This is a genomic window from Pontibacter arcticus (genome assembly GCF_003284895.1).
Taxonomy (GTDB): Bacteria; Bacteroidota; Bacteroidia; order Cytophagales; family Hymenobacteraceae; genus Pontibacter; species Pontibacter arcticus.
In genome coordinates this window covers 72,540-92,416 of sequence record NZ_QMDV01000002.1, presented here as the reverse complement: position 1 = coordinate 92,416, position 19,877 = coordinate 72,540, and the positions used below count along the sequence as shown (strand labels likewise).

General features: G+C 45.4%; 15 protein-coding genes. 3 read left to right on the top strand and 12 right to left on the bottom strand.

Annotated elements, in window-relative coordinates; genetic code table 11:
• Positions 1 to 3: 3 nt before the first annotated feature.
• The 4 genes from DP923_RS05675 to DP923_RS05660 form a co-directional block, all read right to left on the bottom strand.
• Positions 4 to 1,194, bottom strand: coding sequence for a DUF4350 domain-containing protein (locus DP923_RS05675; RefSeq protein WP_112304895.1), 1,191 nt, complete (start codon positions 1,192 to 1,194; stop codon positions 4 to 6).
• Positions 1,191 to 1,799 carry a DUF4129 domain-containing protein gene (locus DP923_RS05670; protein WP_165838153.1) on the bottom strand — a complete coding sequence of 203 codons (609 nt, stop codon included), beginning with the start codon at positions 1,797 to 1,799 and terminating at the stop codon, positions 1,191 to 1,193. Before DP923_RS05670 ends, DP923_RS05675 begins: the two co-directional genes overlap by 4 nt.
• A gap of 112 nt (positions 1,800 to 1,911) precedes the next feature.
• Positions 1,912 to 2,622 carry a hypothetical protein gene (locus DP923_RS05665; protein WP_125047649.1) on the bottom strand — a complete coding sequence of 237 codons (711 nt, stop codon included), beginning with the start codon at positions 2,620 to 2,622 and terminating at the stop codon, positions 1,912 to 1,914.
• 154 nt (positions 2,623 to 2,776) lie between these two features.
• Positions 2,777 to 3,739 (bottom strand): stage II sporulation protein M, encoded by a 963-nt coding sequence (locus DP923_RS05660; RefSeq protein WP_112304892.1) that lies wholly within the window; start codon positions 3,737 to 3,739, stop codon positions 2,777 to 2,779.
• A gap of 67 nt (positions 3,740 to 3,806) precedes the next feature.
• Between DP923_RS05660 and DP923_RS05655 the strand changes: the two genes are divergently transcribed.
• Positions 3,807 to 4,523: an RDD family protein gene (locus DP923_RS05655; protein ID WP_112304891.1), complete on the top strand. Its 717-nt coding sequence runs from the start codon at positions 3,807 to 3,809 to the stop codon at positions 4,521 to 4,523.
• 287 nt (positions 4,524 to 4,810) lie between these two features.
• Positions 4,811 to 6,742: a M13 family metallopeptidase gene (locus DP923_RS05650; protein WP_239020985.1), complete on the top strand. Its 1,932-nt coding sequence runs from the start codon at positions 4,811 to 4,813 to the stop codon at positions 6,740 to 6,742.
• Positions 6,743 to 7,420: 678 nt separating this feature from the next.
• Here the strand turns inward: DP923_RS05650 and DP923_RS05645 are convergent.
• The 8 genes from DP923_RS05645 to DP923_RS05610 form a co-directional block, all read right to left on the bottom strand.
• The gene (locus DP923_RS05645) at positions 7,421 to 8,080 is read right to left on the bottom strand and encodes an OmpA family protein (protein ID WP_112304889.1); all 660 of its coding nucleotides are present in this window, start codon (positions 8,078 to 8,080) and stop codon (positions 7,421 to 7,423) included.
• Between the two features lie 5 nt (positions 8,081 to 8,085).
• On the bottom strand, positions 8,086 to 9,843 hold the full coding sequence (locus DP923_RS05640) for a hypothetical protein (protein ID WP_112304888.1): 1,758 nt from the start codon (positions 9,841 to 9,843) through the stop codon (positions 8,086 to 8,088).
• Positions 9,844 to 9,960: 117 nt separating this feature from the next.
• On the bottom strand, positions 9,961 to 10,839 hold the full coding sequence (locus DP923_RS05635) for a hypothetical protein (protein WP_112304887.1): 879 nt from the start codon (positions 10,837 to 10,839) through the stop codon (positions 9,961 to 9,963).
• Between the two features lie 111 nt (positions 10,840 to 10,950).
• On the bottom strand, positions 10,951 to 14,403 hold the full coding sequence (locus DP923_RS05630; RefSeq protein WP_112304886.1) for a cell division protein FtsA: 3,453 nt from the start codon (positions 14,401 to 14,403) through the stop codon (positions 10,951 to 10,953).
• A 162-nt stretch (positions 14,404 to 14,565) separates the two neighbouring features.
• Positions 14,566 to 14,862 (bottom strand): GIY-YIG nuclease family protein, encoded by a 297-nt coding sequence (locus tag DP923_RS05625; protein WP_112304885.1) that lies wholly within the window; start codon positions 14,860 to 14,862, stop codon positions 14,566 to 14,568.
• A 99-nt stretch (positions 14,863 to 14,961) separates the two neighbouring features.
• Positions 14,962 to 16,413: a hypothetical protein gene (locus DP923_RS05620; RefSeq protein ID WP_112304884.1), complete on the bottom strand. Its 1,452-nt coding sequence runs from the start codon at positions 16,411 to 16,413 to the stop codon at positions 14,962 to 14,964.
• A gap of 3 nt (positions 16,414 to 16,416) precedes the next feature.
• Entirely contained in the window at positions 16,417 to 16,830 is a 414-nt protein-coding gene (locus tag DP923_RS05615) for a hypothetical protein (RefSeq protein WP_239020948.1), read from the bottom strand.
• 2 nt (positions 16,831 to 16,832) lie between these two features.
• A complete protein-coding gene (locus tag DP923_RS05610) occupies positions 16,833 to 18,200 on the bottom strand; it encodes a hypothetical protein (protein ID WP_112304883.1) in 1,368 nt (455 codons plus the stop codon).
• Positions 18,201 to 18,849: 649 nt separating this feature from the next.
• On the opposite strand from DP923_RS05610, the gene DP923_RS05605 reads away from it, so the two are divergent.
• The gene (locus tag DP923_RS05605; RefSeq protein ID WP_112304882.1) at positions 18,850 to 19,611 is read left to right on the top strand and encodes an MBL fold metallo-hydrolase; all 762 of its coding nucleotides are present in this window, start codon (positions 18,850 to 18,852) and stop codon (positions 19,609 to 19,611) included.
• Positions 19,612 to 19,877 lie beyond the last annotated feature (266 nt).

Sequence of the window (19,877 nt, the reverse complement as noted above, 5' to 3'; positions counted from 1 at the left end):
ATGTTATTTAGAGCCTTCAGGCTTGCTTAATGTTTGTTCGTAAAAGTCTTCCAGGTAAGTGTTCAGCATCAGGAGCGTTTGTTCGCCTAAACTATCACTGCGCCTGATGCTTTCAATTAAATTAAAGATGCGTGTTACCAGTTCTTCCGCTGCACCGGATTTGGTTACTACCCGCCCGCGCATTTCTTCTTCTGGCTCGCTTGTAGCAACATGATAATGTAAGCGGAGGTGTTCCAGAAAATAAGTGATCTTTTTTTCTGCTATATCTTTATGGTTCCCGTTGTTATAGTATAGATTGCCGATTACATTTACAAATTCCAGGGTTGTGTTACGGGGAGGCTCAATGATCGGAATAATGCGTTGCGTACGCTTGCTCTTGAACAGCAGGAAAAGTATAACTGTCAACAAAGCCACATAATACGCCCAGCTTAATGCTTCGTGGCTGAGCAAGACGCTGAATACAGAGGTATTTCCTCCGGACATACCCTGGCTCTGATACTGGTCCCATAAAACGGGCGCTACCGGTAAATGCGACAGCGCGCTTGCTGCATATTCACTTTGATCTATAGTTAGGAGGGCATAGTTCGAGAAGGATAGTGGCACGGTGCTTATAAAAAAGGAACCGCGGCCAAAAGGCAGCTCCATGAAATTCATTTTCCCGGCTTTGTTGCCCCCTAAACGAGTATATTTTAGACTATCGCCCGCTAGCAGGTAGATTGTATTGTTATTGGGTGGATACCTGTAAACGCCCTGCAGTGCCGGGTTCTTAAAATATAGGCCAGTAGAGTCAGGATCTGTGGTATTGAGTAACTTAGTCTGAAAACGAAGTGTGTCTGTAAAGTTATCTGAAAAACTTTCGGCTGCGATAAACACATAATTACCCCTTTTAACGAAATCAAGTAACCGGTCTGTGTCCAGGCTATCTGCGTTAAAAGTCTGGTTTATGAAAATGTAATTTCCCTGCAGCGTACTGTCCTGCAGCTGGTTAAAGATGGGCTGTTGCACCGCCTGAATAGGAGCATTTTCAAAAATGCCCGGCAATAGCTCTAAAAGAGCATAAGTTCCATAGGGTATTTTGTCTTTGCTCGAAAAGGTCCTGGTCCAGTCAACTGGCTTCGGCCGAAAATAATCAAGCAGAATAAGTCCTCCAAAAAGCAGTACTACTAAGGTTATATAACGGCGGTACCCTTTCATTTATGTTCTTTTAAAAGGATATGGAATTGCCCAAACTTCTTATGGGCCTCTGCAAAAAGTGAATCGCCCAGTGTTGCGCCACCATACCAAACATATTCAAACATGTTGGTAAGCTGCTCAAACTCATGTCTCACTACCGGTTGCTTCACTTCCGAAATATAACTTCTGTTTGTTTTGCCAGGCTTCCAGTTTATGAGTTCTGCTTCTGTTAGTTTTTTCAGGCTTTGCAGGTAAAGCAGACGTGTAGCTTTGCGGTATTCGTGTTGTGTTATGGCATTTTCAAGCAGGCTTTCCAGGTCCAGTTCGTGTATGTTTTCTTCTACTATATCATAAGGAATTTCTACTGAGCTGGATTTTTTTCCAAACAGCATACGCATGTCCATTTTCAGCATTTTAATGATTACAAAGCCGATCACACCTACCAGTGCAACATACATCAGAAACTCCCAGAAGCCGCTTGCCTGGCGCTGATAAAAGAAATCTTTAAGCCATTGTTTTACTTTGTACAAAAAGCCCTGCCACCTCGTATTATCCGTTTTAACTTCTTCGAAATAATTAAAATCACTGTCGTTCTTCAGGGCTTCCAGCTTTTTCTGGTCGGGCATTCTTAACTTAATGGGTGCAGTTGCAGCTGCCGCACTATCCTGTTGCCGGGCATAGCTTGGCCTCCCATTCCCGAAAAACAGGCTAAAACAGAGAAATAAACTTAAAACAGTTTTAATACTGGCCTGCATTTGCTGTTGCACCCTGTTGTTGCTGACCAATTAGCTCTGCCTGTTCCATGAAGCCGATGCCATCCTTTTTCTCTACTAAATTAAAATACTGAAAACCTAAGGCGATGACACTAACGGAGTAGATGTAGATAGTAAGTACCGTTGCCAGGGTGGTAGCGCTCACCAGCAGCAGGTCGCTTTCTGCACCGGGCAGTTGCATTACGCGTAAAAATGTGATGATACCTACTGGCAAAGCTGCCAGGTAACCTATTATACTTTGTATAAATCCTGCCACAAACAAAAGTCCAAAGGTAGCCCACCAATGCCCTTTTATCAGGTAAAAGCTTCGCTCGATGGTATCTACAAAACCAAGTTCTTCGCGTACCATAATAAGCACGAACATCGAGATCACTACTCCGAAATAAATACCAAAGCCAAGCATAAAAACACTCAGAAAGGTAAAAACAGACAGCACCACCCCACTGTAAATCACCTTTACCAGGTTTTCTTTGATATGTCGCCATACTGCTGCCGGTTCTACTTCCCCTTCCTCATCCTGGTATACTACCATAAAACTATAAACCGTAAGCGATAAGAAGAAGAAGCTGATCAGGGTGAACAGGATTGAAAAATAGTAATTAACTGAATTTACCTGGTTGAAAAAATTGAATTCACCATAAGATTCATATACCTGCCCGCCTGCAACTCTTTTCATAAGCCGCGCCTGGTAAAACCCGGACACCAACCCTGAAACAAGCGCAACGGGAGTAACATAAAAAAATAAGGTTTTAAGAAGTGACCTGAAATTTGCCCTGATAAAAGCGAAAGTAGCATTCAGTTTCTCACCAAAACCTCTTTCCTCCCTGAGATTAATCTTCTGACTTGTCGGTTGCATTTTGTTTGTGCAGTAAGCGTGGGTAAAGTATAAAATAGTAGATGATAAAAGCAGCAGATGAAAGTATGATTGCCAGGCTAAGCCACACAGGCATTTCGGTGTGGCGCGTTACAAAACCTTCCAGAAAACCGGCCATGCCAAACACAGGCACCAGCCCGATAACGATTTTAAGTCCCTGCCTGGCTCCCTGCTTAAAAGAATACAGGCGGGAATACGTTTTAGGGAAAAGCAGTTTGTTACCCATCACTAAGCCAGCGCATCCTGCTATAACAATGGCTGCAATTTCGAGGGTGCCGTGTATCCAGATGGTTAATAAGGACGGAAGTAAAACGCCCTGCTTGTAAAAAAAATATTGAAAGGCTCCCAGCATAATTCCGTTCTGAAACAATATCCAGCCGGTACCAATTGAAAAGAAAACACCAAGTACAAAAGCCAGGAAAGATACTTTTATATTATTGTAAGTAATAAACAGAAACATTTCCGCCTCGCCTTCTCCTTTGTATACTGCCATCGGGTCGCCTTTCCGGATGTTTTCCAACGTCATGTTCACATACGAATCACCCAGAATCAAGCGCACAAATGTGTCATCGAGGGCTGCAGAGAGCGCACCTATACCTACGGCAAGTATAAAAATCAGAAACGCGTAAAGCAGTTGTCGTTGGTGGTCACGGAAAAGGTAGGGCAACTCATACTTCCAAAAAGACACAAATCGGTTCTTTTCCAGTTTCTTGTTCTTGTAAATGCTCATATGCGACTTACCTGCGAGGTTGTTCAGGTAAGCTGTTGTATCTGACTCAGGATAAAACGTTCGCGCATAGGCCAGGTCGTCTGTCAGTTCAATAAATCTATCGGCCAGCTCATCCGGATTACCGGGTGCCTGAGACTCGAAAGATTTCCACTTAAGCTTGTTTTTCTTGATAAAGGCTGCCTCACGCACTGGAATAGAATTTTAATCTTTACCAAATATATGTACATTGTAATATAAATAAAAGTAAAGTTGGTATATGCAGACGATTAAAATAAGAACTACCCAAAATGTTGAAGTTGAATACCCTATGGCAAGCGTAGGCGACAGAATAGTGGCTCAACTAATTGATTATGCCGTCTATTTCGTATGGATGATCCTGGTAGTGATTATCCTTCAGGGTATCGGTGCGAATGATGACATCATGTTCTTTTTGATTCTGATGCTGCCTATTGTTTTTTATCACTTGATCTGTGAAATATTTTTTAACGGGCAGAGCATCGGCAAGAGAGCCCGGGATATACAGGTGATAAAGTTATCCGGCCAGGCACCAACTGTAGGCGATTATCTGCTACGTTGGCTCTTCAGGTTGGTAGATACCGCTTTAACGAGTGGTGTAGTAGCTATTGTAACCATTGCCAGTACGAAGCATGGTCAACGCCTCGGCGATATGGCTGCTGGCACTTGTGTCATCAAGCAGCGGGTTATCCGGGTTAAAGACAGGATCCAGGTTATCCTTGAACCAGATTATCAGATCAGATTCCCTGAAGTGAGTGCACTGACTGACAGCGACGTAGCCCTGATCAGGAAATTGCTCTTTAAAGCTCAGCAACATAACAATTATACTTTATTAGAGAAAGTGGCTATCCGGGTAAAAGAAACTACTGGCATAATTTCTGATATGGATGAATGGCCCTTTCTGCAAACCATAGTCAAAGATTATCACCATTATACCCATGGGGATGTGATCGTTTAAAAGCAACTTTCTTTCAGCTATATGCTTTACAATTCTTTTAACCCTATATTTTCCCTAAGTATCCTTTCGAATTTTATTTATACTTGAATTAAACTGTTTTATTAAATTCGAGTCAAAGTAACCGGATTACACCTAAACTAAAACAAGCATACAATTCTATGTCAATTAAAAACACTTCTTTCTGGAAGAATAACCTGAAGCTGGCCCTTTTTGGTGCAGCTGCGCTTTATTCTGCAGATACCTTTGCACAGGCTCCGGCTAACGGTAAGTTTATCGATAAAGCCAACATGGACCTGAGCGTAAAACCAGGCGATGATTTTTATACTTACGCCAGCGGCAACTGGATCAAAAACAACCCGGTGCCTGCAAAAGAAACACGTTGGGGAAGCTTTAACCAGCTGCGCGAATTCAACATTCAGGCAGTAAAAGACATCCTGAACGAAGCCTCTAAAAACACAAAGGCGCCTGCCGGATCTGTAGAAAAACGCGTAGGCGATTTTTATGCCGCTGCTATGGACAGCGCTGCCATCGAGAAAGCCGGCTATACGCCCATCAAAGCCGATCTGAAAAGAGTTGGAAGCGTTAAAAACCTGGATGGCGTATTAACCGAGGCAGCTTTGCTTCGTACGTCTGGTGCCGGTTCTCCTTTCTTCGGATTTTACGTAGGCCAGGACCGCAAAAATGTGGAAGTAATGATTCCGCAACTGAGCCAGGGCGGTACTACCCTACCTGACCGTGACTATTACCTGAAAAATGATGCGCGTAGCACAAAAATTCAGGATGCCTACAAAACTTACATCACGACGCTTTTCACGTTAACCGGCGTTCCGAAGGATAAAGCTGCCAAAAACGCAGAAACGATCTTCAACTTCGAGAAAAAACTGGCTGAAGCACAAATGAGCCGCGTAGAAATGCGCGACCCGTACAAAACCTACAACAAATTTGCCGTTGCTGACTTCACGAAAACCACTCCGAACATGGATTGGAAGAAGCTGATGGCAAACATGAAAGTAACCGGACAGGATACCGTTTTAGTTAACTCTCCTGCTTTCTTCACAACCCTGAACGGCTTACTAAAATCTACGCCGATCACGGACCTGCAAACCTACTTGCAGTGGAATGTATTGAAGTCTTCAGCGCCATACCTGAGCTCTGCTTTCGTAAATGCTAACTTTGCTTACAACCAGGCTTTAACAGGCCAGAAAGTACAAACACCACGCTGGCAGCGTATGTCGTCTTTAACAGACGGCACGGTAGGCGAATTACTGGGCCAGCTTTACGTAGCGAAACACTTTAAGCCGGAAGCCAAAGCGCGCATGAATGAGTTGATCTCGAACCTGGTAAAGGCTTATGAGATCCGTATCAAAGGGCTGGACTGGATGAGCGATGCAACAAAACAAAAAGCCCTTGCCAAACTATATGCGTTCCGTCCGAAAGTTGGGTATCCTGACAATTGGAAAAACTACGATGGCCTGGCGATCAGCCGTAAGTCTTTCTTCCAGAACGTGCGCAACGCCGGTGTTTGGGGCTACAACGACATGGTAAGCCAGCTTGGCAAGCCCGTTGACAGAACCAAGTGGGGCATGACGGCACCAACCGTAAATGCTTACTACAGCCCGGTAATGAACGAGATCGTTTTCCCGGCTGGTATACTTCAGTTCCCGTTCTTTGATGCCAAAGCTGATGATGCAGTGAACTACGGTGGTATCGGTGCAGTAATCGGCCATGAGATTTCGCACGGTTTTGATGACTCAGGAAGCCAGTACGACAAAGACGGTACACTGCGCAACTGGTGGACGCCGGAAGACCTGGCCCGCTTCAAGGAAAAAGCGAAAACACTGGAAGAGCAGTATAACGCTTACACAGTTTTAGATACCATCCATGTAAATGGTAAACTTACTTTAGGGGAGAACATCGGTGACTTAGGTGGTTTAAATGCTGCGTACGAAGCCTTTAAAATGACGAAACAAGGGCAGTCTAACGAGAAGATCGATGGCTTTACGCCGGATCAGCGTTTCTTCCTGGCATGGGCGCAGGTATGGAGAACCAACATTCTTCCGGAAAGTGCTGCACAGCAGATCGTAACCGATCCACACTCTCCGGGTCAGTTCCGTACTATTGGTGCACCTGTAAACATGGATGCCTGGTACAAAGCATTTGATGTGAAGCCTGGAGATAAGCTTTACAAAAAACCAGAAGACAGAAACAAAATCTGGTAGTTTTTAAGATTAAAGAATAACAAAAAGGCCGCTTATACTTTAAGCGGCCTTTTTGCATTTTATACTTTTGATAAGGAAGTATAAACAGTTTGTATTCATAAATACGGAGCAAGAGTTAACCCACCCCAGCCCCTCCGAGGAGGGGAATCACGATAAATTAATGTTCTTCTAAAATTCCCCTCTTCGGTGAGGTTCGTGGCAATGCCGCCAACTTAAGGGTTTTAGGCGCCGTTGTTGCGTCTTCTGACCAACAACTTGCTTCGCTCTTCTGGATTTGCAATCCGAAAGCACGTACTATCAGAATTTGTAATCCGATTTTATACTTCTATAGTTCAGTGAAAGGGATAGAGGCAGGAAAGCGGATTGTAAATCCGGATCATGGCAACATTCGGATTACAAATCCGAATGAGCTAATTTTTTAATTTACAGCATTGGGTTAAGCTTAGATGAATTTTTAACCAAGCATATTCCGAATTATAAACATGATATTCAATAACTTATACTTAAAAAGTATACTTCCAAAAAAATAATTTCAACTATTTTTTACTAAAGTATAACCTTCCTTAAAACACTACCGTATAAAAGGATGGCTAAAAGTTGAAAAGTTTTCAAAAACTGATCACATAAAGAGAAGGCTCCTGAATCTGATTCGGGAGCCTTCCTTTTTTTAAGTCATACTTAGTTTATTTCCTCTGATTCCAGCGTCCCGACTTTTGGCAGCACCTGGATTACAAAACGCCTGTCACGAATATCGCCGGTGCGGCCTGCGCCTTCGAAACCACTCCCCGACGCCACCAACTCTATTCTATTGCTCGGAAACTGTATACCAGCACTTCGCCAGTATTGCACCAGCGCCAAGGCCCGTTGGTAACTCAGATTGAGGGCATAATCACGCTGGGTAACATTGCGGCTATCCCCTTCGGGGAAACGAGCAGCGCGGCCATCAATCACGATCAGGTATTTTACATCCTGGTCGGTAACGGTATTTACAACTTTGCTTAACTGCTCTCCTGCTTTGCGGAGCGGTTCCAGGGCCCGTTGCGGAATGCGCGCGCTGCTTTGCTCAAATACCACATCAACCAGCAACTCGTGGCGTTTATACTTTTCGTTGTAAGTAAAATAACGGCCTTCCAGCTTCGAGAGAGCTGCTTTTATCTCATCCAGTTTCCGTTTTTCGCGCACTTCTACCTGCAGCCTGGCAATATTGTTCCGGTTTTCGATGTCCTTGTTCTGAAACATTTTATAGCTCAGCACAAAAAGCACCAGCATCACCAGAAACAGCACCGTCATCAGGTCCACGTAACTCGGCCAGAAAAAATCCCTGCTTTCCTTGCTCATGCCGCCTAACGTTTACGGTTATCGCCTGTGCCAAACACTTTGTTTAGAGCTGCTTTCAACGGACCGGGTTCAGCCTGTTTAGCCATCAGGGCATTACTCAGGGTTATCTGCTCCAACAAACGGCGTTGTACTTCCGCATCTGCTTCGAGCTTCTGCATAAACCTCTCATTCGATTGGTTTATACTTTGCGCCAGCTGCAACTGGTTTTGGTTGAGCTTTTCCTGCTCCTCTTTCAGGTGGCTGAACGGCTGCATGTATTCCACAATGCGCTGGTACACATTATCGTTGTTCAGGCGGCTGAAATGCTCCTGCCACTTACTGTACGCGTTCTGTGCGTCGCGCTCGTGGTGTTCCAGGCGGGCTTCCATCAGGTTGGTAAGTTGCAGCGTGGCTTTATCGAAATACTGCTCTACGCGCGCGGCAATAGTCTGTAACTCCTGTTCATGCGACGAAAAGAAGTTAACCTGCCGCCGGATAGATTCATCGTGCTTTTCGAGGTAACCGGGCATTTTATTGAAGCCTTCTTCCAATCCTGTCAAGCGAGACAATACACGTTCGATGGTGCCGGTCAGTTCTGCACCTTTCTGTACCGATTCGTTTAAGGCCACCTGGTATTGTATAAAATTCTGGAACAGGTATTCGCTTTCCTTTAGTTTATCAAATACCATCAGGTTCGCGTTGGCCATCTGCGTAAAACCAATTTTATCGAGCCGCTCTACAAAGTCTTTTTGTATGCTGATGTTCTCGGTTAGGGTATCCACAATTGGCCGGAAACCCATGATCTTATCCAGGAAATCTTTATTAAACGAATCCAGCACGGCTTTCAGGTTACCCAAACTAGCGGCCATATCGGAGTTCAGTTTGGGCAAGAGGTAGGCCTGCAGAAAAGTATAATAATCATTTTTGAGGCGGTCGCGGGTGCTACGGGCATCTTTCAACTCGTAATTGCCACGCAACGTTAATAGTAAACCACAGAAACTACCCGCCATCGCAATCAGCACACCAAACAAAAACGAAGGTATATTCTGATCTGTGATAAAAGAGGAGACTTCTGAATCGCCGGCGCTGAAACCGGCAAAAACCAAACTCGAAAGACCGATGATCACACCTGAGAAAGTACCCAACAAACCAATGTATAGCGGCGACGCAACGGTAGCCTGCACTTCATTATCCAGGGCTTCAGCGTAGCGTTCCGATATATCTTTGAGGATGTTAAAGTCTGCAGCGGCCCCTTTGTTGCGCTTGAGGTACTCGTTGGTGCTGTGAATGATCTTGCTGAAGGTGGCGGACGGGTTTTGTACTTCGATCAGATCAAAGTATACGGCGTTCTGGCTTAAGCCAACTTTTTCGGCAGGTGCATTTACGAAGCCTTCTTCCAGAAAAAAGATCTTCCCGTTTTGTAAAAGGTTTTGGAGCCGCTCTATACTTACATCATACTTTTGCACCTCATTTCCATCCATGGATTCTATCTGCACCGTCTTTTCATCAGCAGATACAGCACGTTTGGTCACCAGGTTGGTAAGGGCATACTCTTTAAATGGCTTTCCGGTGAGTAGTTGCTGCCATTGGGTTTCTGTTGTTGAAGAAGCTGCGTTTGCAGGTGCTGCCTCGCCAAAAGCGGTGGCTTTTACAGCTAGTTTTTCCTGGGTTGGGTAAAGATTTTTTAAAAGTTCGATGCGGCTTTTGGTGCCCCGGTATACGTAAAACTGGTAACCGATAATGGCCACCACCAAAAGGGCTTCTAAAATAAATACGACTTCCATTCTATGCTATTAAAAATTGGGGTGCAAGTATAATTTATACTTGGATGATGCTTGCTCCGGTTATGCCACTTACAAAAATAGCTGCCCCGAAGTATGAAAGGTAGCAGCTATTCCTGTTTATCTGAAATCAATTTTGGCCTTTTCCTGGATGCGCCAACCGCTTTCGGTTTTGGCCAGCACGCCATCGCCTTGCTGCAGAATCCGGCTTACCATGCGGTTTGACGGCTTCTCGAAAGCAAAGGCGTTTTCCAGCCTGTCGATGCCCTGCGAAATAACAAAAGCCTGGTTTCCGGATAAGTTAAATCTATACTTGGTAAAATTGCTTTGCCCGCTCTGTGGCATATCTACTTCAATATAACTGTCGGAGTCGGGTTGTACCTGCAACTGGTGCTGCCGGATCATGCCATCTTCCGGTATAATCGCATACTTGCGTGCTGCAAAAGCTTCCGGTGCCGGCTGCTCCTGAACAGATTGTTGTACCGTGGCTTCCTGCCCGGTTATCTGGTCCAGGTCTATTTCGGGCATGGGTAGTGGCCTGGGCTTCGGTGTGTTTGCCTGCTTGGGCTTTTCTCTTGGAGGTTGCTGTGCCCGCTCGCGTTGTTGCTGCGGCTGCTTTTCCGGTTGTTGTTCCCGCTGCTGCTTCTGACGTTCATTCTGTTGCGGAGGCCGCTCGTTTTGACGGGGTTCGTTTTGCTTGAACTCGTTCCGCTTTTTAGGCTGGTTTTGCTGGGATGATCGATCACTTTGCCGAGGCTCAGATGGCTGCATCGGTTCGTTGCGGCTTCTGTTTTGTTGCTGCGCCGGGTTCGGGTTGTTTCTGTTTCCCTGGCCAGATGGCGTTTTAGATTTCCGTAATTCCTGCTCTATCGCACTCACTTTAGACCGGAGCGCTTTGATATCCCGGTCCTGATCCTGAGCTACTCTGTTAATGCGAAGGATAGCGTAAATGACACCCAATAGTGCCAAACCTCCAACGACAAGGGCAATTGCATCCATAACTATACAGTTTTATACTTTTAAAATTGTCCGGAAATAAGCCGGATCTGATTCATCATGCTCAAAAAATGCAGCCATACCTGGTTTTCCCTTGTACAGCTGCATTTATACTTACCTTACCTGTTGTTGCTCCTGAAACAGCTCTTTTGAGAGCAAGTATAAGGTTTGCTTCAAAGGCATAAAGAACATCGTTTCTGGCAACAGTTCGCGCGGCGATAATCCACGGAGCGTTTCTTCCAGCACCAGGGTATAACTGTCCTGTATATTGGCTTTCATGAAACTGAGCACCTGAGTCGGCTCTACTTCCACGCCCATCGAGCGCATTTGCGGCGCAATTTCCGGGTCATCCAATAAAAGCTCCAGGCAGTTCATTACATTATCCAGCACCTCCTGGCGCAACATACCTGTAACCTGGCTGCTGTTAAGTGGCTGCAAAGCATCTTCCGGGTTGGCAGAACCAGTTGGCCTGATAATCGGAATCTCAGTCAGGTCAGATAGATTGGCACCTTCCAGGGCCATGGCGCCGCCATTGGCTGTTACCTGTTTCGGGTTATCGACCAGCACCAGTTTAAAGTTAGCCGGTGGCTCCTGCCCTGTTACTTTTTTGAATATCGCTTTGGCATAGCGCTCTACGTTGCTCAGGTTATTGCCGGCACTTAGCAATTTAATGTATAAACTGCCCTGTCCGCTGAAGCAAATGTAGCGTGGCGTCTGCACATCGAGTTGTTTTGTGAGTTGCGCCAAATGGTACATCAATGCCCCAAAGTGCAGGTAGAACATTAACCGTAGCTGGCGCGCCTGCAACAACTGCGAGCTGTAATGCAACTCTTTATCGTAACTGAACAGCAAACTGGCAATGTCCGCCGAATCAAAATCCGGGTTATCCAGCGCCGTCTCCAGGAATTTTTTATACTCCTTTCCTTCTTCTGTTAACGGGATGCGCAGCACATGCTCGATACCATACTGCAGCAGGCCGTTATCTTTTTTGGTCTTGACCGTTGCAAAACCATCGCCCCATAGATCGTTACCGGCAAACCGGAACGAGGAACTATAGGAAGGCCTTCGGTTCGTAAATAAAAGCACATCGGTCGTGCCGCCGCCAATATCCACGTTAATCAGATTTTCATCCTGGCTCGGTACCACTGCCCCCGTTCTTGACAAGTAATAGTAAGGCGCAACCGACTCTGTGATGCAAACGGTTTGCCTGCCATTCTGGAATACTTTGTTATACACGCCATCCCAAACATTCTGGAACATATTGCGCGAATAGTCATCAAAGCTCAACGGTGCAAACCATACAATCTTAGTTGCGCCTACATTGCCGTGGTTCAGGACAACTTTGTTTTTGAGCAGCAACATTACTTCCGTAAAAAACGCTTCGATACGGCGCTTTCCGGTGTTGGTAAGCGTTTCGCTCCACTTCAGATCGGTGTGGTAGGTTTGCTTGTACTGGTCCTGATGCGTGCCTTCGGTATTAATAGCAAAGCCGATGTTGATATTGCCAAAAAGGTTCGGTATCTGGTTTTCGAAATCCACAGACTCGCAGGTAGCCGTTCTGGTCGGGAACGAAAATAACGAACCACCGGAGCCGATGATCAGTGGTATAAACTCACGCTTCAGCAAGGTTTCCACAGCAAACAAACGCCCGAAACCACGCTTGTGGAAACGCTGGTAATCTGTTAACGATGGATCATCGGAAGGCTTGTTCAGCATCACCACCTGCAGATCGTTGGCTGTAACGGCAAATTCTTTTGGTGCCTGGTTTGGCCCGGAAGTATAAGCGATGTGGGTATTGGATGTACCAAAATCGATGGCAAACGTGAAGGTATGAATGCCCTGCTGTACCTCGTTATACTTTGGTACGATTAACGCTTTTCCGGTTATATCGGCTGCTACGCAATCCAGTTCAGCGTAATCGAAGTGTGTTCCTTTGATCTCGTAGTAGGTACTGCCGGCGCTGCTGTTACTCTTTTTGGTACGCTTGTGGCCGGATGCAGAGATAATGCCGCCACCCGCTTCTATTAATTTACCACCTAAGTAAAAGTTAAGCGCATGGTTTTTATTGACCAGCAACGGATCAATGTCCTCATCTACCAGCATCACCTTATAAAAATCATTCAGTGCGGTGGTATCGGTAAACTTGTAAAAAGGGAAAATGCCTAATCCGATCTTTGCTTTCAGGATGCGGCCTTTCTCCGGTATCACCTCGCCCTGCTCATTTTTAGCGTTCAACGGGTTGTCGTAATAACTGCGCTCATATACCACATTTCCCTGTTCGGTTGGCACCTGAAGCGTTACGCGCACATGGTTCACATCCACATAAAAAGTAAGCTGGTTGGCAAGGTCCTGGGGCGTGAAGAAATCAAAGTATAAACTGGTGAGCGGTAATAAGCAACTAAAAGATTTATCGGTTACGCCTGGCTGGTACACTACGGTGCCGCTATAAAATCGGTCGGTGTTTACCTCATAAGGCACCTGCACCAGTGTTTCCTGCAACAGGTCGTTGATCGTTAAGTAGGGATAATTAAAACCAACACCGGGTAACGAGCGACTGGCAAGCGGCTTGCTATCTGCGTACCCAACCACTGTATTTACCGGCCAGGCCAGGTTATTTACATACTTTACATGCGGCGCCAGGCGCAGATCCGGCTTTAAAACCAAAGGTCTGTCGCTGCTGAAGTATGGGTTGGTTGGCCTGATGAACAGGTCGCTGCTGTTAACGGCGCTCTGCTCTTTTTTGATCAGGAAATTAAGATGCCCGACGTGTACCGGGTTCTGCTGGTAATCTACCAATGGTGTATACTCTGCAGTTATGGCATGCGCTCCGGCTGCACCAGCCATATTCAGGTTGCGCAGCAGGTTTTCGTCGAGGCTGTTAAATACCTTCGGAAAAGAGTATGAATACGCAGGATCAGAAAGGAAAAGCCTGTGAATATATTCCTTGAATTCCGGGTTGCGCTCCTCTAACGGCACAAAGCGGTTATCAAAGTATACACCCACATTCTGCGGCCTATTTATGGTTAATGGTTCCACATTAGGCGACACAAAAAGCATCGTAAGTGGCGAAGTACCCCCGATCAGTTGGGTATGTTTGTTGCCGTATGCGTTGATATTTTCGAAGTATACCAGGAACAGGTCTTCGATGCCCTGAAAGCGGGTATCGTTCATGAATAGCTCCAGCGTTTTGCCCAGCAGCCTGGTGTTTGGGTTGCTTTGCATGGCCGCCAGTTGCTGGTTTTTGTTCCAGCGCCGGATGATGATCTTGTTGCCTGCCTGCGCGTAATTTTCATAGTTATAAAGCAGCTCCCAAAGGTCCCAGAAGTGCGTTACAAATTTATGATAGATGCTGTTGCCATTTCCGGCTACGCCCTGCTTCACAAAATCGAAAGCGGTTTCGAAGAGGTGCATGCGCGCAAACGGCGTGGGTATGGAAGCATTTATTTTCTGCGCGCGACCACCTGCGCCATCCACCATATCCTTTATTTCGGTGCTGGTGATCTGTGCTGTTTTGGACCAGCCTTCTACGTTAGAGCCGGTTTTATGTAGACGAAGAACTTTCGGCATATTCTGTTTCTTTTATTGTAATGTTTTTTTGCCAAAAATGGCGCGAGCCTCCTGGCTCTTTACTGACTATAGTTGGGCCTCCGGCCACTTATTTACATTCAATAACACTTTACTCTTTTGTCATCCTGAAAGGATCTTGTAGGCAAGAACCAATAAGCCTCACTACTCCCACACATCCAAAAACAGCAGAGCAGGATTTTCTGCTTTTATTAATTGTAACTTATCTTTTCTACTCATAAGCTTTATCTCTTTCTCACGTTCTATAGCATGTTGTACATAAGTATAGCGTCCAAAGTACAGCAACTTGTAGCAGAAGTAACGTCCGGCAAAAGTATCCGGCTTTCCCCGATTTGCTTTGTGCTGATTAATTCTATTGTATAAGTCGTTCGTTACGCCTGTATATAGCACTGTTTTGCCTGGGTTTGTAATAATGTACACAAAGTAGTTGTGACTTTTCATTGTTGAAGTCTATACTCACTTTCCACAAGATCCTTTCAGGATGACAACACACACTACTTCTGTTTATAGAAAACACCAGCCCGGAAGCTCACATTATATTTAGCTATACTTCAGCTTACCCTCTACCAGCACATCGGTTGCTTTCTCGAAGGCTTGTATGGTTGCTTTAAAGGCATTGCGCTCTGAGCTGGCTTCTGCAGCTTTGTTCAGTTCTTTTACAAAAGCGTTCTGGTTAATGCCTTTGTTGAACAGACCGGTTTCGATCTGCTTATCCGAAACCATCCGGTTAAAATCAGTTTCATCCAGATTAAGCGCAGCAAACGTGCGCTCTTTGCGGTTTAGCTCGCGCAGCCACGATTGGTAACCAAACTCAGCGTGCGTCAGAAATTTGTTGAGCTCTTTAAAAACAGGTTCATTTCGCATGGCACCTGGCAGGTCTACTCCTTTTGCGTAAGCGGCCTGTGCATCGCTGGCGGTGTGCATGGTGAAGTAACGCTCAAAATAATGGAACCGAATGAGTTGTTTGGCTATTTTATCGCGGGTTTCTGAATCGAGGTGTGCGAATTGTACCTGGTCCACATCTTCGCGCAAACCAAATTCGTGGTATACCTGGCCATTGTCTAGCTCATTATCCGAGTAGTCCATAAAGTCTACAATAGCCATCGCGCTCAGCAACTCAATCAAGTGCGCATCGTTTTTCTGGCTGGCTCGTCCCGGGTTATTCTCGAGTGGTTTGTCAGGGGTATCGCCGATATAGTACAAAGCGTTCACGCCATCCAGATGATGCTGGTAGTATGAAAGTGCATCTTTGGCTTTGGTGGTAAAGGCGTTGGAATCGATAAAATCTGCTTCGCTGCCGGCGGCTGGTTGCTCCAGAGAGAAGTATGGCAACACCACCATCGCACCGGTTAACGCCCTGTTCAGGCTTGCACCATTCGGCAGTGAAGTATGGGCATCTTTAAAGTTCTTCAGCAGCAATGGAAAACCGGCTGCTCCTGTCCCGCCAAATATCGAACTCACAAAAAAGACACGGTCGCCTTCCTGGAAGTTGGAAGCAAAAAAACGCATCTCCGGCGAGTCGATGATCTCATTCAGAACTACACTGCCTACGTTCGGACTACCCCGGAAACCAACATCCAAACTGTTTCCTAAATTCTCTCTTGTGAAAAGCAGATCAACCAAAGCCTGGCTATCAATGTCGAGCTGGTTGTAGCCTACGTGGTCTTTAAACGGCTTGTTGATGCCCCCAAAATCATACACAAAACTATCCCTGATCTTGGAACTGCCGTCGCCGGCTATACTGGACAGCGTACTGATATCTTTATGGAAAAATCCTTCGTCGCGGCGACCTAATTGCTGGTGAATTTGTTTATAAGTTTTGAGCAGATCCACAGTGCGGTTCATGTCGCCGTTCTGTGTGTCCGGGTCGATGATGATAGGCACAATTTTATCGCAGTTCTGCACTTTTACGCCGGCTGCCATCAGCATCACCAGCGACCGGATCACACGGGAGCCGGTCCCTCCTATTCCGAATACAAATAATTTTGGCATAGTTTATTTTTTAGTGGGCCATTTGGTGGGCGTTGTCCAGGCCTGCACCGAGCCTCTTTTTAACAGTATAGAGAAAACGAAGAAAAGGACGATACTGTATAGCGTGTTCACGAAAGCAAACGTGTAAGTATAAGAATGCACCTCCACCTCGTTGCCCTGCACCTGGAAAATCGGAATGGCAAACGCGATGATCGCATTCAGAACAAGGAAAAGTACCCAGTGTTTGGTCTTATACAAGCCTGTGCTCATCATACTGTTCAGTACATAATAATAGATGAGAACCAGCGCGAGGGTAATAAGAAGCAGCATTAGGCCGGTGTTCGGGAAAATAACTTCGCGGTAATCGTTGGTAAAATTAGCAGGGAGCGGCCTGCCTAAAAACAGCTCGTAAAGCCCTGAAAAAAAGTTCTGAATCATGGTTAGTCTGCTTTGTTAAATTGTATGGTTGCCTGAAAAACGTCTTCGCTCCGGTCGCGGTAAAGGGCGTATACGCCTTCGATTATTTTGGTTAACTGGTACGTCTTTTTAGGAGCCGCCGCCGGGTTGTTATCGTTTGTGGTAGACCAGGCTGCGATCCAGTTAGGTGTTTGCTGCGGTAAGTGTAACGATATTGCCCCGGACGAAGCGGTAAGTTGCGGCACCTGCAGGTTTACAAAATGGCTATACTTTGCCAGTTCCGGTGTTGCTTTGGTATTTTCGTCGGCCGCTTGTACCGAAAGTATACTTGCCTTGATGCCGTTGTTCTTTAGTTTAAGGTTTGATTTCAGGTAAGTCGACTGTTGCATCGATAGCGGCAGGTTGTTCAAATTCAGGCCAATTGTAAACTCAACCGGTACGTTCTTCTCAGGCAGCAGATTTATACTTTTGCAAACTTCAGCCGTACGCGAAGCGCAATATACATTACCGTTCGGCTTAAATGTTTTTGATTTGAGTAACGCGCTAAACGGCACCGAAGTATAACTGAAGCCAAAATATGCCTGCTGCGCTGGAAGCTGTCGTAAAACCTTACTGGTAACCACCTGTACTTCCTGCTGCTTGCCGATCACCCATATATAATAAGGTATTAACTCGCCGTTAAGGGTGCGCTTAATTTCCGGTTTTTTAACAGCCGGATGGTACGAACCATAAAACTCGGAAGCATCTGCTAATACGGCAATGGCCAACCCTTTCTGCTCAGCCAGCTTCAGGCTGCTGCGGATATCAGAATCCAAAGAAATGAATTGCTCAGGCTTGCGTGGGTCCGGTCCATGTATAAAGTCAGAAACGATGATGCTGACGGCATTCTGCGAAACGGCGTTTTTTAAAGCGACTTCCAGCATGGCAGGCAACGGCGTACCCAGTACATCACTTTTTATACCACCTACTATAGTGCCTTTCATGGTCTGGTAACTCACGCTATCCAGTACCGGGTTACCTTTCGCATCCTGTTTGGCCAGGTAATAGCTTTTACTGACCACGTAACGGCCGTCCTGCACTTCGGAGATCAGCTTGTTTAATTTGCTCTGGAAACCGGTTGGCTCTTTGTCGGCAGCGGCTTGCGGCATAAAACCTTTCATGCCGTTCGATATCTCGAGGTAAACCTGCACATCCACTTTATCCGGAGCACTAACCGGGGTTTCCATACTTTCATCTGCAGCAGGTGCAATTGGTTCCGGTTGCGGTGTTTGTTCTGTAGTGGCAGCCGGCTCTGTTTCCTGGTTAGCTGATTTTTTTTCGAAGCAACCGGATAGCAGCAGCATACCCAGCAGCAGGTAACTTGTATGGCTTTTATACTTTTTTAGCGACATGAAATAAAGTTAGAGTGAAAGCCTTGCATTGGATTATCTGTTTAAGATGCACAAAGCAAAACATATTCCAAAGTTTATACTTGTATTAACGCGAAATTTGTAATGCCCGGTTTGGACGTGGTAAAGCATAAACTAGCATTTCAACGGTTAATTTACTGTTTAGATACATGTGGTATTAGATATACTATATAAACGCCCGATAAAACTATGTAACTGCAGAACATCCTGTGTTATTGCTTAATCATAAAATAATACAACATACTGATAATCAATTTACTATTATTATTAAACCACTTTTTTGGAAAATTTTTAGTTTATTTTCAGAAAAGGGAGAACAAATCAGAAATAAGCTCCGTATATTTGCACGGCTAAAAGTTGAAAGGTTTTATAAACTGATCACACAATGAAGGGCTCCTATACGTAGGAGCCCTTTTGTTTTTAACAAAATCCGCACTTTCCTGTTCTCCCAGGGCAACGCTCCAAAGCGAAAACTGTTATCGTATATATTTTCCGGATTTTACCGCGCATTGTTTCATTTAATACAGTGCTATATGATTCGTTTTAATCCGTACTAATACAAAGCAGGGTCGTTTTTTAAGTTGATCTGAACGGGAATTCTACTATTTATACTTCAAAACAAATAACACGTATGAAACTGAAAACTATTTTCACATTACTACTCGCACTTACGTTTTTAAGTGCACAGGCCCAGCTGGCCGCACCGGATAAACTGGCAACCAAAAAAGGAGAACTCACTATTCAGCCAATTTTGCATGGTACGGTTGTTTTTACCTGGGATAACAAAACCATTTACGTGGACCCATACGGCGGCGCGGCGGCATTTAAAGGCATGGCAGCACCCGACCTGATCCTGATCACGGACATTCACGGCGACCACCTGGACATGAGCACGCTGGATAGTATAGATGTTTCAAAAGCTGTGATTGTAGCCCCGCAAGCCGTAGCCGACAAGCTTCCGGAAGCTATGAAAGCCAAAACAACCGTACTGGCGAACGGTGCCAAAACCGAGAAACTGGGCATTACGCTTACCGCCGTGCCTATGTATAACCTGCCCGAAGCCGCTGATGCGATGCACCCGAAAGGCCGCGGCAACGGTTACCTGATGCTGGTAGGTGGTAAAACGATCTATTTGTCAGGCGACACAGAGGATATTCCTGAAATGCGTGCGCTTAAAAATATAGATGTAGCTTTTGTGACCATGAACTTACCGTATACTATGGATGTGAAACAGGCGGCAAGCGGCGTACTGGCTTTTAAACCGGGCATTGTTTATCCGTACCACTTCAGAGGCAAAGATGGCTTCAGTGATGTGGAAGAATTTAAAAAACTGGTAAACACCTCTAACAAGAAGATTGATGTGCGGTTACGCAACTGGTATCCTGCCAAGTAAAGTATAACTTTATACTTCTTTCCCAAAGCCGTCCATACTTTAAAAGTATGGACGGCTTTTTTATTATCGGCCGATTTAAATTTTATACTTGTAACCCTGGTCAGTTTATACTTACGCCCACGAGTCTTTTATACTTATTTACTGATAAATCAGGCCTTTACTTATTACTTTAAAAATGTTACTGCGTATAGTTCTCTAGTTGGAGATGCTTCTAAATATCTTATTCTATCAGCTCCTTCTTTAAAGCAAAACTGTTCAGCTAATCA